Consider the following 13,812-nt stretch of genomic DNA (forward strand, 5'->3'; position numbering starts at 1 on the left):
TCGCTTCTCAGATGAAGTGCTTACGCAAACGTTGAGAGAGGAAATCCAGCAGGCTGACGGTGAGGATGATGAGCACCATCAGGGCGCAGGTTTGCTGGAACTGAAAACCGCGAATCGCTTCCCACAGGGTGACGCCAATCCCGCCGGCGCCCACCATGCCGACCACGGTCGCGGAGCGGACGTTGGACTCAAAGCGGTACAGGGAGTAGGAGATAAGCAGCGGCATCACCTGCGGCAGAACGCCGTAAAGAATCTCTTCGATTTTGTTGGCGCCGGTCGCGCGGATGCCTTCCACCGGGCCGGGCTCAATGGCTTCGACCGCTTCGGAGAGCAGCTTGGAGAGCACGCCGGTGGTGTGGATGAACAGCGCCATCACGCCGGCGAACGGACCCAGGCCAACGGCGACCACGAACAGCATCGCAAAGACCATTTCATTGATGGCGCGACAGGCGTCCATCAGGCGACGCATCGGCTGGTATACCCACCACGGCACGATGTTTTCAGCGCTCATCAGGCCAAACGGAATGGAGAGAACGACGGCAAGGGCGGTGCCCCAGACGGCGATTTGCAGGGTGACCGCCATTTCGCTGAGGTAATCCTGCCACTGGCTGAAGTCCGGCGGGAAGAAGTCGGCGGCGAAGGTCGCCATGTTGCCCGCGTCTTTGAAGAGCAGCAGCGGATCCATTTCCGCGCCCTTCCAGGAGATAACCAGCACCGCCAGCAGGATGGCCCAGCTTATGAGCGAGAACCAGCTGCGCTTCGGCGGTGGGAGGGTGATGGTTTGCATGTTGGCTCCTTAAGCTGTTCTCCCTCTCCCTGTGGGAGAGGGGACTTGAGTTACTGCACCGCTTTATTCACGCTGGTCATCGCGCCGAGCGCGGCGGTCAGGCGGTCAAGGTCTTCCAGCTGGGCCTGAATGGTGGCCACTTTGCTGGTCTTCTCCTCGTCCTTCAGCCCTTTGTTGTCCTTCACGCCCTGCATCTCTTTAAATAGCGCCAGCTGGCGAATCGGGACCAGCTGCAGGTCGCTTGACGGGCGGAACGGTGCCCAGCCCAGGCGCGCCAGGACCGCTTTCTCTTCCTGCGTTTTGCCATAGGTCATAAAGAAGTCGTACACCTTATCCTTGGTGCTCTCGGAGAGGTTTTTACGCCAGACGATCGGGTCGCCCGGGATCAGCGGCGATTTCCAGATAACCTTGATCTCTTTCAGCTTGTCCGGCGCTGAGGTTTTCAGCTTGTCGAGGTTCTCGGTGTTGTTGGTGGCAACGTCCACCTGCTTGTTGGCCACGGCCAGGGCGTTGGTTTCGTGGCTGGCGTTCACCGTGCGTTTGAAGTCGCTCGCGGAGGCGTTATTTTTGGCGAAGACGTAGTAGCCAGGGACAAGGTAACCGGAGGTGGAGTTCGGGTCGCCGTTGCCGAAGGTCAGCTCTTTGCGTTTGGCGAGCATGTCGTTGAGGTTGTTGATCGGGCTGTCTTTGTTGACGATCAGCACGCTCCAGTAGCCCGGGGAGCCATCTGCCGCGACGGTCTGGGCAAAGACCTGGCCGTTCGCGCGGTCCACCGCTTCCATGGCGGAGAGGTTGCCGTACCAGGCGATGTCCACTTTATTAAAGCGCATCCCCTGGATGATGCCCGCGTAGTCCGGGGCGAAGAAGGCGTTAACTTTGATCCCCAGCCTGGTTTCCATGTCTTTCAGGAACGGTTCCCACTGAGGCTTCAGGTTCTGCTGTGATTCCGTCGAAATAATGCCGAAGTTCAGCGCTTTTTCCTGCTCTTGTGCATACGCCGGGCTTAACAGGGTGCTGAGGCTGAACATGCTGGTAAAGGCCAGCGCGGCAACGGCTTTGTAGCTCATGTACTTTCCTCGGATCGGGTTTATTTAAGCAGCCTGCGCGTTCTCTTCGACGCGGTTAATGCTGCGGTAAAGATGGTCAAAACGTTCGTTATCAAACTGATGGCTCGCGCCATCAAAGAACACGTGCCCCTGACGCAGGGCGACGATGCGTTCGCAGTAGCGCAGGGCGTAATCCACCTGATGCAGCGTCACCACCACGGTGATGCCGTCGTTCTGGTTAATGTCGCGCAGGGTTTCCATCACGATGCGGGCGGACTCCGGGTCCAGCGAGGCAATAGGTTCGTCAGCGAGAATGATTTGCGCTTTTTGCATCAGGGCGCGGGCAATGGCGACGCGCTGCTGTTGTCCACCGGACAGGGTGGAGACGCGCTGGTGGGCGAAATGCGCCATGCCGACGCGAGTCAGCGCCTGCAAGGCTTCCTGCTTCTGCGAAGGGGAGAACCAGCGCAGACAGGTGCGCCAGAACGGGGTGCTGCCGAGCGCGCCAATCAGCACGTTCTCCAGCACCGTCAGGCGGTTCACCAGGTTGAACTGCTGGAAGATGTAGCCCGTCTGGGCGCGGCTCTTGCGGATATCGCTGGCGAGACGCCCCGCGCGCTGCACGGTATTGCCCAGCAGCTCGACGTGGCTTTCCGGCGTTTTATCGCAGGTGAGAAGACCGCTTAAATGACGCAGAAGGGTGGATTTACCCGAACCGGATGGCCCCAGCAGCGCCACCATTTCGCCCTGCCGGACGGTCAGATCAACGGCATGCAGAGCCTTATTGTGATGGAAGGTCTTGCTCAGTTTCTCGACGCGGATGACGGTTTGCATGTGCTGGGCCTCACGATAAATGTGGCCTCATGCTGGCGCATCAATGTGACATTTGGGTTAAGTCTGGGTTGCGGGAGTTTGAAGAGTTGAGCGGAGTTTGATGACAGGCGGAGGCAGACTGCCCACCGCCCGAAAATTAGTGCTGTTGCTTAACGACGTTAATCATCCACGGCACGCCGTATTTATCGGTGACTTTACCGAAACCGTGAGCCCAGAAGGTTTCCTGCCAGGCCATGTCGACATTCCCGCCCGCGGCGAGGTTGTCGAACCAGCGTTTACCTTGATTGACGTCCTGGGTGTCGAGAACCAGCGTGAAGCCCGCGTACTGCGCGTTGCTGCCCGGCGGCATCCCGTCGCTCATCATGATATCGCTGCCTGCAATGCGGACGTTGGAGTGAGCGATAGCCGAATCCGGAAATTGCATACCGGACGGACAGCCTTCATCGCTGTTATCGCTTTTTGGCATTTCGCCGAAGGTGATTTTATAGAGAAGCTCTGCGCCGACGGCTTGCTGGTAAAAGGCGGTGGCCTCTGCGCAGTTGCCGGCGAAAGAGATGTAGGGACTTAACGGCATAATCTTTACCTCACGTAAGAAATGCCCATTAAGTGTAGTTTCCGAAAGCCCGGTAAGCGAAGCGCCACCGGGCGGGTAAATCAGTTCTTTTTCACGAACTCTGATTTCAGCTTCATCGGACCGAAACCGTCAATTTTGCAGTCGATATTATGATCGCCTTCAACCAGACGGATATTCTTCACTTTGGTGCCGATCTTCAGCATGGAAGAACTGCCTTTCACTTTCAGGTCTTTAACCACGGTAACGCTGTCGCCGTCCGCCAGCAGATTGCCGTTCGCATCTTTTACGACAAGTGCATCAGCATCGTGTGATGGTTCGGCATCATTCCATTCGTGAGCGCATTCCGGGCAGATGAACATGCCATTATCTTCATAGGTGTATTCAGAATTGCATTTTGGGCAGTGTGGGAGTGACATATCGGTATCCTCAAAAAGTGTAAACGCGCTGGAAAGTGCCAGCTAAATGACGGCAGCGTGCCGAAAAAGGCGGCAAGTATAGCGCAAATCCACACGTTTGTCGGTGACATTGTGAATTAAAAAAAATGCAAAAAGCGTATCGGGAGTGACACTTCCTGTCAGTCAGTTAAGCGATGCTTACGTCATTAACACGGTGGAAAGAATTGGTGCTAAATATATCGAATATTTTATTGCGGCAAATTGCTACGCTCCTCCATTTCGGATAAGGTGAAGCGACACATTGTTATTTATCTCCCGACTTCGCTGCTCTACATATCTTATGGCAGTGGGGTATTACCTCTCTTTTTAGGGGGGAAATAATGATGATATATCCTGAAGTTTCTTAAAAATGGGCTACGCTTTTTTTCTTTTGGCTATCAGACCAGGAGAGGAGCTATACACGCCACGCAAGGATAGTGAATTATTTCTGATTATCATCAATCAGTTATATTTCGGCGAACATGTTTTCCACACGTGATCATATAAGCCTGAACAACATAATTAATACCAGTGGCTTAATAAAAGTAATAAATTTGCGTTAAGGAAAGTCTTTTATCATGCACGCACAGACCATTTTTGAATTAAGCCAGGAAGCTGAGCGTTTGCTACAGCTCGCCCTGCAAAACCTCGATACCTTGAAATCAATGCCGACCGAGATGCTGGAGAGCACCGCGGCTGCTATTACGGGCGAAAAGAACAACGTTTTACCTTTGCATTTTAGTGCGCGCGGTGTCGAAACACAGCATGCGATGCTGAATAATGAATTACGAAAAATAACCCGTCTGGAAATGGTCCTGGCTATTGTGGGCACCATGAAGGCGGGGAAATCGACCACCATTAATGCGATTGTGGGGACCGAAGTGTTGCCGAACCGCAATCGTCCGATGACGGCGCTTCCTACCCTGATTCGGCACTCGCCGGGCCAGAAGGAGCCGGTGCTGCATTTCTCACATGCCTCGCCGATCGATGAATTGATTCAACTGCTTCAGAAAAAGCTATGCGATTACGATCGCGGGAAGCTGGCTCAGCATCTGGAAATTGATAAAGACATGAATACGCTGCTGGAGCGCATTGAAAAAGGGGAAGCTTTTGAGAAGCATCACCTGGGCGCGCAGCCGATATTTCATTGTCTGAAAAGCCTCAACGACCTGGTGAGACTATCCCAGGCGTTAGGGGTGGAATTTCCGTTCTCTGAATATGCGGCTATCGAACACATCCCGGTGATTGAAGTGGAGTTCGTGCATCTTGCGGGTCTGGATGCTCACCTCGGACAGCTGACGCTGCTCGATACGCCCGGGCCGAATGAGGCCGGACAGCCGCATCTGCAAAAAATGCTCAGCGAGCAGTTGTCCCGCGCGTCGGCGGTGCTGGCCGTGATGGATTATACCCAGCTTAAATCTATCTCTGATGAAGAGGTACGCCAGGCCATTTCCGCGGCGGGAAAATCCGTGCCGCTGTATGCGCTGGTCAATAAATTCGATCAGAAAGATCGCAATAGCGACGATGAAGAGCAGATCCGGGCGATGATCTCCGGCACCTTAATGAAGGGCAATATTTCGCCTGGCCAGATCTACCCCGTTTCGTCCATGTGGGCCTATCTGGCGAACCGCGCTCGCTACGAGATGAGTACCCATGGAAAACTGCCGGATCATCAGGAGCAACCCTGGGTGCAGGATTTTGCCGAAGCTGCGCTTGGGCGTCGCTGGCGCACGGCGGACCTGGACGATATCGACCATATTCGTCATGCTGCCGATTTGCTCTGGGAAGATTCGCTTTTCGAACAACCGATACGCAAACTGATTTACGCCGCCTATGCAAATGCCTCGCTTTACGCGCTGCGTTCGGCCTCGCACAAGCTGCTCAACTACGCACAAAATGCCCGGGAGTACCTCGACTTCCGCTATCAGGGGCTGACGGTTGCCTTTGAGGCGCTGGAATTGAATATCGCACGTCTGGAAGAGGACATGGCGCATCTGCAGACGCGTCAGAGCGTGGTAAGTGATGAGGTGAAACATGAAGTTGAGGAGACGCTGAACGCCAATGCGGGCTTTATGGCGGCCCAAAAAACCGCGCTTAACCAGGCGATTGGCGAGGTGTTCAGCGCTCAGCATATTCTTGATTTGGCAGGCATCGTTCGGCAGAACCCTCACGGTGACGAGCCACACGAGCTGAAGCAACTGGTTCTGGACGATGAAAGGCAGGCGCAGATTGCGCTGAGTAAAATCCGCTCCTCCTGCGAGCTGGTGATGCTGGATGCGCAGACGAAGATTTGCCGGGAGCTGGCGTTACGCTTCGACCAGCTTGAGTCTACGCTGGCGCGTTCCCTGAACGAAGCCATGCGGCCCATCGAAACGCGTATTAAAGAGCATCTCAGCCATGCGGGCTTTCGGGCGCGGATCAGTTTCCCGGCGTTTCAGGCTCACCAGCTTAACTTCAATACGCGGGCGCTGTTTAATGATGCGATAGCGCAGGATGACAGCCAGGCAGGCCCGTCATCAGGCGGGAGCAGCATGCGAGAAACGGTCTCTCGCTGGCTCAATAACCCGGGCTGGGGCTGGGATGAGTATGTGGAAACGCGCACGCGCTATGTTATCGATATTGCGCAGCTACATGACAAATTTAAGCAACATATTGAGCTGTTTTGTGAACAAATACGTAAAGCTTTTTCCGCGCAGGTCGATGTCTCTGTTACGGCAGGAATGGCAACGTTCTTTGCAGAATTTTCGTTGTGCCTGACCGGGTTACAGGAAAGCTTGCGTGATAGCCTCGCAGTGCGTCAACAGAATGAGCATTCAACCCGAGCGCTCTGCCAGTTGTTGAAGCAAAGTATTACTACTGCAACGTGGATACAGGAAGATACCCGACTGTTACGCGATGATATTCAAACTCTATTCGCGGCAGAGCAACCATGACAACACCACTACTGGACGGCCCCGGGCGAACGCTGGAGTGTATTAATCCAAAATTTATGGTCGATCTGGTTCAGGGAGTGGACGCGGCGCGTCATCCTCACCTGGGACCTCAACAGCTTCAGTTTCGTGAGCGTTTGACTCAGGAAATCATGACGCATACCAGGCTACGCCCCTGGGCGATGGCGGGTATGCTCAATGAAAATGCAGCGCTGCGCCTGGGCCTGGCGGAAAAACTGGCCGGCATGCTTGACCCGGGTCATCTCGCGCTGACGCTGATGGCAGAGAAACTGATTGCTTTGCGCCAGCAGACGCACCCCCGCGCCCAGCAGTCCCCCGGGCTGATGCAGCAGTACGCTGAACTTGCATCTCATTTTACCCAACGCGCCGCATATAAAGAGAAGGCGCTAACCCAGCGTGGGCTGACGGTGCAGGCGGGTGAGCATAGCGAGCAGATTTTTACCCGCTGGCGGGCCGGGCATTATGATGGCTGGTCGCTGGCCGGGCGCTGTTTTATCGTCCTGGAAGAGCTGCGCTGGGGGGCATTTGGTGATGCATGCCGCCTTGCGAATGAAGATGTGGCGGCAATGCTTAAGGATAACCTGCGCAGCATGGCGGCAAACTATCTGGCGCAGGGCGTCAATGCGTCATCCACGACCCGCCATTTCTATCACCAGTGGCTGACAACGCCAGCCTCTCCGGCTTTAATCGATCATAAAGACATGCTGGGCTGGCTGGGGGACTGGTGTCAGGCGGATCAACATCCCGTGAGCTGGTCAGTGACGCAAAACTGGCAGACCGTCGCGCTGGGTATGCCAAGGCTCTGTTCGGCAAAACGGCTGGTGGACGCGATGGTGGAAGAGATTTTTGGGTGAATCCCTTATCCCCCTGACCCTGACCCTGACCCTGACCCTGACCCTCTCCCGGGGGGAGAGGGGATGGTTTGGTTCGATGCGTTAATGATTCATTTCTATTGGTTTCGGTTCAAGGTGGGTCTCTTGCATATTTCCGTAGCGTTTCGCATAAAGCGCCGTGATGATGGGCACCAGAATCGCGGTGACAATAACGCTGGCGGCAACCAGTGCCGTTGCTGAAGCGGCAACCGGTTCGAAGGCCGGGTTAATTTGGGCAATAATCACCGGGTTTGCGACGGCAGCACCAGCGGCTGAAGAGGCGGCGACGCCGGCCGTGCCGTTTCCTCCTCCAATTACGCGGTCGGCAATGATCAGCGGAATACCGGTGATGACGATCACGGCGACACCCAGCACAATACCCAGCAGGCCGGTATCGAGAATGACCTTCAGGTTGATGGTGTTCCCCAGTGCGAAACCGAAGAACGGGATCAGCACCGGCGTGGCTTTGCTGAAGAAATCACGCAGATCGCGATCGAGATTGCCAAGGGCGAAACCGACCAGGAAGGGCAGGATCGCGCCGACAAAGTGGTGGGGTTCAAACGAGGCCAGGCCAGCAGACCCCAGGATCAGCATCGTCATCAGCGGGCCGGATTCCAGAGACATCAACACAAATGCGCCGGACTCTTCTTTCGTCCCGTACTGGTTCATCAGGCTGGCGTACAATCCGCCGTTGGTCATATCCATCGCCGAGACAATCGCCAGGACCGATAAACCCGCAAAGAACCCAGTCTGAATTCCATTCTCCGGAATGAACATCGCGCATATCATTGCCACCGCCCAGGCTACCGCTATTTTGGTTATCACCAGCGTTCCGGATTTCCGTAATACTGTCCCCGTTGCCCGCAAATTAATGGAGGCGCCGATACAAAAAAACCAGACGGCAAGAATGGGAACCGTGCCTGTTATCATGCCTTTTGTGAAACCACCAAAATAGGCTCCAGTATCGGGAGCGAGAGTATTCAGAATGGCGCCCAGTACCAGCGGAACCAGCATCATGCCGCCAGGTATACGTTCTATCGTGGCTTTAATTTTCATGGACAAACCTCACATCGGATCCCGCAGGACGGGTGATAGGTGTTAGAAATTAGTCAATAAATTCAATTGATTGCTTTTGTTTCTTGCGGTCTTTTTTCGATAACACTGCAACATAAATAAATGTGTGCTCCCGATTAACCTCATTCAGAAACACATAAAACGCTGAATTCGGATTTATCATGCGATCATTGGAATATTGATTCAATGAAAATAAAACATCGTTTTAGTTATCTTTGTCACATATTCAATGTAAAGCTTGAGGCCGTCTTCTTTTGATGAAAATTTATGTAAATCTGATGTGAATTAACGTGGTTTGTTTTTCTGTTACGAAAGAAATAATGACGCGCGTGAGGATGTTCTTTAGATGGGTTAAGGAAGTACTTATTGGCACTCCTTGACAAAAATTGGGCTGAGTTGACCAGACACGAAAATATGTGTGAAGTTGATCACAAATATAAACGCTGGTAGGGTAAAAAGGTCATTAACTGCCCAGGCAGGCGTCAACAGGTTCGGTTGTATCGACGTAAAACGTCAATGTAAGTAAACCTGCTACGCTTGAATAAGGCGATTCGCATGGAGCGAATCCCATGGTTCACAGAACGCTAACTGGACTGTGAAACAGACAGGGCCGAGTCAACGAGGATAGCTATGCTGAGAAGGAAAAAGATTAAACCCATCACGCTTCGCGACGTCACCATTATTGATGACGCAAAGCTGCGTAAAGCCATCACCGCAGCCTCGCTCGGTAATGCGATGGAATGGTTCGATTTTGGTGTCTACGGCTTTGTGGCCTATGCGTTAGGTAAAGTGTTTTTCCCTGGGGCCGATCCCAGCCTGCAGATGATTGCCGCACTGGGTACGTTCTCCGTTCCCTTCCTGATTCGCCCGCTGGGCGGTCTGTTCTTCGGTATGCTTGGCGATAAATATGGTCGTCAGAAGATCCTGGCCATTACCATCGTCATTATGTCGATCAGTACATTCTGTATCGGCCTTATACCGTCTTACGCCACCATCGGCATTTGGGCACCGATTCTGCTGCTGATTTGTAAGATGGCGCAGGGCTTCTCCGTAGGCGGTGAATATACCGGTGCCTCAATCTTCGTTGCCGAGTATTCCCCGGACCGTAAGCGCGGTTTTATGGGCAGTTGGCTGGACTTCGGCTCGATTGCCGGGTTTGTTCTGGGCGCGGGCGTAGTGGTGCTGATTTCAACCGTGGTGGGCGAAGATAACTTCCTCGACTGGGGCTGGCGTATCCCGTTCTTCCTGGCATTGCCGCTGGGGATTATTGGCCTCTACCTGCGCCATGCGCTTGAAGAGACGCCTGCTTTCCAGCAGCACGTCGATAAACTGGAACAGGGTGACCGTGAAGGGCTGCAGGATGGTCCGAAGGTGTCGTTCAAAGAGATTGCCACTAAGCACTGGCGCAGCCTGCTGACCTGTATTGGTCTGGTGATTTCGACCAACGTGACCTACTACATGCTGTTGACCTACATGCCGAGCTATCTGTCGCATAACCTGCACTACTCGGAAGATCACGGTGTGTTGATTATTATCGCCATCATGGTCGGTATGCTGTTTGTGCAGCCGATTATGGGCCTGTTGAGTGACCGTTTTGGCCGTCGACCGTTCATTATTCTCGGAAGCGTTGCGCTGTTTGCTCTGGCAATTCCGGCATTCATTCTGATTAACAGTGATGTACTGGGGCTGATTTTTGCCGGTCTGCTGATGCTGGCGGTGATCCTTAACTGCTTTATCGGGGTGATGGCCTCAACGTTGCCCGCGATGTTCCCGACGCATATTCGCTACAGCGCGCTGGCCGCGGCCTTTAACATCTCGGTGCTGATTGCCGGTCTGACCCCGACGCTTGCCGCCTCGCTGGTAGAGAGCACGCAGAACCTGATGATGCCGGCTTATTACCTGATGGTGATTGCGGTGATTGGTTTGATTACCGGTCTTACCATGAAGGAGACGGCGAATCGCCCTCTGAAAGGCGCAACGCCTGCGGCGTCTGATATCCAGGAAGCGAAAGAGATCCTGCGTGAGCACTACGATAATGTAGAGCAGAAGATTGAGGATATTGACGCAGAGATTGAAGAGCTGCAGAAAAAACGCTCCCGACTGGTGGACCAGCATCCACGCATCAACGAGTAATAAAGAAACCCGCCAACGGCGGGTTTTCTTTTATTAGCATCCAGCAGCGATGTAGTCCCCATTGGCGCTGACAGGGATTACCGTCAGGAACAGCACCGTCGCGAACAGGATCAAGACTATCCCTCCGGTTATTTTGACTGCCGGTACGAGCCATCTTAATGAGTCGCTTTCTCCGAACCAGGTCACCGTGCGCTCGCGGGCGTAACGTACAGCCAGGGAAAGCCCTACGATAGAAAGTGCGGTGCCCAAAGACATGGTCATGACGGCGGCCACTCCCCAGGTGACAATGCCCAGCGCGTTCGAGAACATCAGAATCATGATCGCCCCGCTGCATGGACGTGCGCCAATCGCCAGAATAACACCCAGGCGCGTTTTCCAGTCACCTCGTGTCAGATTCGCCCCCACGCCATGATGACCGCAACCACAGTGTTCACCGTGCTGATGAAGGGGCTTGATGGCGGAGATAGTCATCCTATGCGGGTGCAGGCTCTTCAGCGCCTGGTAAATAACAAACGCACCAAACGCGCCAATAAGCACTGCGCTTATCTTCTCCACATACCAGCGGCTGGTACTGATATCCCCTGAAGCGAGGTTAAACCCCACCGCCAGAATAAAGACAAACAGAATGGCGCTGACGCCCTGCATCAGGCTACCCAGGAAGGGAACAACCCGGGCGGCCAGTTCGCTTTCCTTATTTGTCGTCAGGTAAGTCGTCACGATGAACTTTCCGTGCCCTGGGCCAATGGCGTGGAGAACACCATAAAGGAAAGCGCCCGTTAACAGCCATAATCCGCCGCTGTACTGGTGGTTATTAAGCTGCAACAAATACATCACCAGATAACGGTGTAGCGTAATTTGCGTGGCGAGACACCACTGGATAAAAGCGTTCCAGTGCGCATGCAGGGTAAAAACGGCAAAGAGGATTGCCAGCAGCATCACTCCTGCTGTAGGGAGACGCCAGTCACGGGCGAGGCGTTGTGTGGTCATGAGGATGGGCCTGCACAGAGTAGATTATTTGCCGCTAGTATAGTTGATCTTCCCGCCCAATTCGTGGGATCGCATCGCGATCCGCTCATAACTGTGGATAACTTTGTGAATAAAAGGGTATAAGGCGGGGTTTTGCTGTGGAATGCAGCAGTCAGTCATTTTTCTGTCATTTAGCGGTTGCGGCCAGCTGAGAACTCCCTATAATGCGCCTCCATCGACACGGCGGATGTGAATCACTTCACACAACAAGCGGTTCGGTTGAAGAGAAAAAATCCTGAAATAACGGGTTGACTCTGAAAGAGGAAAGCGTAATATACGCCACCTCGCAACGGTGAGCGAAAGCCGCGTTGCACTGCTCTTTAACAATTTATCAGACAATCTGTGTGGGCACTCAAAGTGACATGGATTCTTAACGTCGCAAGACGAAAAATGAATACCAAGTCTCTGAGTGAACATACGTAATTCATTACGAAGTTTAATTCACGAGCATCAAACTTAAATTGAAGAGTTTGATCATGGCTCAGATTGAACGCTGGCGGCAGGCCTAACACATGCAAGTCGAGCGGTAACACAGGGAGCTTGCTCCTGGGTGACGAGCGGCGGACGGGTGAGTAATGTCTGGGAAACTGCCTGATGGAGGGGGATAACTACTGGAAACGGTAGCTAATACCGCATAACGTCGCAAGACCAAAGAGGGGGACCTTCGGGCCTCTTGCCATCAGATGTGCCCAGATGGGATTAGCTAGTAGGTGGGGTAACGGCTCACCTAGGCGACGATCCCTAGCTGGTCTGAGAGGATGACCAGCCACACTGGAACTGAGACACGGTCCAGACTCCTACGGGAGGCAGCAGTGGGGAATATTGCACAATGGGCGCAAGCCTGATGCAGCCATGCCGCGTGTATGAAGAAGGCCTTCGGGTTGTAAAGTACTTTCAGCGGGGAGGAAGGTGTTGAGGTTAATAACCTCAGCAATTGACGTTACCCGCAGAAGAAGCACCGGCTAACTCCGTGCCAGCAGCCGCGGTAATACGGAGGGTGCAAGCGTTAATCGGAATTACTGGGCGTAAAGCGCACGCAGGCGGTCTGTCAAGTCGGATGTGAAATCCCCGGGCTCAACCTGGGAACTGCATTCGAAACTGGCAGGCTAGAGTCTTGTAGAGGGGGGTAGAATTCCAGGTGTAGCGGTGAAATGCGTAGAGATCTGGAGGAATACCGGTGGCGAAGGCGGCCCCCTGGACAAAGACTGACGCTCAGGTGCGAAAGCGTGGGGAGCAAACAGGATTAGATACCCTGGTAGTCCACGCCGTAAACGATGTCGACTTGGAGGTTGTGCCCTTGAGGCGTGGCTTCCGGAGCTAACGCGTTAAGTCGACCGCCTGGGGAGTACGGCCGCAAGGTTAAAACTCAAATGAATTGACGGGGGCCCGCACAAGCGGTGGAGCATGTGGTTTAATTCGATGCAACGCGAAGAACCTTACCTACTCTTGACATCCAGAGAACTTTCCAGAGATGGATTGGTGCCTTCGGGAACTCTGAGACAGGTGCTGCATGGCTGTCGTCAGCTCGTGTTGTGAAATGTTGGGTTAAGTCCCGCAACGAGCGCAACCCTTATCCTTTGTTGCCAGCGGTTAGGCCGGGAACTCAAAGGAGACTGCCAGTGATAAACTGGAGGAAGGTGGGGATGACGTCAAGTCATCATGGCCCTTACGAGTAGGGCTACACACGTGCTACAATGGCGCATACAAAGAGAAGCGACCTCGCGAGAGCAAGCGGACCTCATAAAGTGCGTCGTAGTCCGGATTGGAGTCTGCAACTCGACTCCATGAAGTCGGAATCGCTAGTAATCGTAGATCAGAATGCTACGGTGAATACGTTCCCGGGCCTTGTACACACCGCCCGTCACACCATGGGAGTGGGTTGCAAAAGAAGTAGGTAGCTTAACCTTCGGGAGGGCGCTTACCACTTTGTGATTCATGACTGGGGTGAAGTCGTAACAAGGTAACCGTAGGGGAACCTGCGGTTGGATCACCTCCTTACCTTAAAGAACCTGCCTTTGTAGTGCTCACACAGATTGTCTGATGAATGATAAACTTCTGAATGTACTTTTGAGTGCATTAAG

Annotated in this window: 10 protein-coding genes and 1 rRNA gene; 4 read left to right on the top strand and 7 right to left on the bottom strand. The window is 53.7% G+C overall.

Going from position 1 to position 13,812, the window contains the following annotated elements; genetic code table 11:
• Positions 1 to 7: 7 nt before the first annotated feature.
• The 5 genes from phnE to KGP24_RS02040 all read right to left on the bottom strand — a co-directional run bounded on the left by phnE (position 8) and on the right by KGP24_RS02040 (position 3,657).
• Positions 8 to 787, bottom strand: coding sequence for a phosphonate ABC transporter, permease protein PhnE (gene phnE / locus KGP24_RS02020; protein ID WP_223562212.1), 780 nt, complete (start codon positions 785 to 787; stop codon positions 8 to 10).
• Positions 788 to 837: 50 nt separating this feature from the next.
• Complete coding sequence (gene phnD, locus KGP24_RS02025; protein WP_223562213.1) at positions 838 to 1,854, bottom strand: phosphonate ABC transporter substrate-binding protein; 1,017 nt, start codon at positions 1,852 to 1,854, stop codon at positions 838 to 840.
• Between the two features lie 24 nt (positions 1,855 to 1,878).
• Positions 1,879 to 2,667, bottom strand: a complete 789-nt coding sequence (gene phnC / locus KGP24_RS02030) for a phosphonate ABC transporter ATP-binding protein (RefSeq protein ID WP_223562214.1) — start codon at positions 2,665 to 2,667, stop codon at positions 1,879 to 1,881.
• 136 nt (positions 2,668 to 2,803) lie between these two features.
• The gene (gene yjdN / locus KGP24_RS02035; protein WP_223562215.1) at positions 2,804 to 3,241 is read right to left on the bottom strand and encodes a VOC family metalloprotein YjdN; all 438 of its coding nucleotides are present in this window, start codon (positions 3,239 to 3,241) and stop codon (positions 2,804 to 2,806) included.
• A gap of 80 nt (positions 3,242 to 3,321) precedes the next feature.
• Positions 3,322 to 3,657, bottom strand: a complete 336-nt coding sequence (locus KGP24_RS02040; protein ID WP_023334217.1) for a zinc ribbon domain-containing protein YjdM — start codon at positions 3,655 to 3,657, stop codon at positions 3,322 to 3,324.
• Positions 3,658 to 4,253: 596 nt separating this feature from the next.
• On the opposite strand from KGP24_RS02040, the gene crfC reads away from it, so the two are divergent.
• Together crfC and KGP24_RS02050 are read left to right on the top strand one after the other, a co-directional pair.
• Positions 4,254 to 6,608, top strand: coding sequence for a clamp-binding protein CrfC (gene crfC / locus KGP24_RS02045; RefSeq protein ID WP_223562216.1), 2,355 nt, complete (start codon positions 4,254 to 4,256; stop codon positions 6,606 to 6,608).
• The gene (locus KGP24_RS02050; RefSeq protein ID WP_223562217.1) at positions 6,605 to 7,480 is read left to right on the top strand and encodes a YjcZ-like family protein; all 876 of its coding nucleotides are present in this window, start codon (positions 6,605 to 6,607) and stop codon (positions 7,478 to 7,480) included. The genes crfC and KGP24_RS02050 overlap by 4 nt, the downstream gene beginning before the upstream one ends.
• Positions 7,481 to 7,561: 81 nt before the next feature.
• On the opposite strand, the gene kdgT is transcribed toward KGP24_RS02050, so the two are convergent.
• A complete protein-coding gene (gene kdgT, locus KGP24_RS02055) occupies positions 7,562 to 8,554 on the bottom strand; it encodes a 2-keto-3-deoxygluconate transporter (RefSeq protein ID WP_223562218.1) in 993 nt (330 codons plus the stop codon).
• 648 nt (positions 8,555 to 9,202) lie between these two features.
• Between kdgT and proP the strand changes: the two genes are divergently transcribed.
• On the top strand, positions 9,203 to 10,705 hold the full coding sequence (gene proP / locus KGP24_RS02060) for a glycine betaine/L-proline transporter ProP (protein ID WP_045355283.1): 1,503 nt from the start codon (positions 9,203 to 9,205) through the stop codon (positions 10,703 to 10,705).
• A gap of 33 nt (positions 10,706 to 10,738) precedes the next feature.
• Here the strand turns inward: proP and KGP24_RS02065 are convergent, their stop codons facing one another.
• Positions 10,739 to 11,692: a nickel/cobalt transporter gene (locus KGP24_RS02065; RefSeq protein ID WP_223562219.1), complete on the bottom strand. Its 954-nt coding sequence runs from the start codon at positions 11,690 to 11,692 to the stop codon at positions 10,739 to 10,741.
• A 497-nt stretch (positions 11,693 to 12,189) separates the two neighbouring features.
• Here KGP24_RS02065 and KGP24_RS02070 point away from each other — a divergent pair.
• A 16S ribosomal RNA gene (locus KGP24_RS02070) occupies positions 12,190 to 13,729 on the top strand.
• Positions 13,730 to 13,812 lie beyond the last annotated feature (83 nt).

The organism is Enterobacter sp. JBIWA008 (assembly GCF_019968765.1).
In the GTDB taxonomy this organism is placed as follows: Bacteria; Pseudomonadota; Gammaproteobacteria; order Enterobacterales; family Enterobacteriaceae; genus Enterobacter.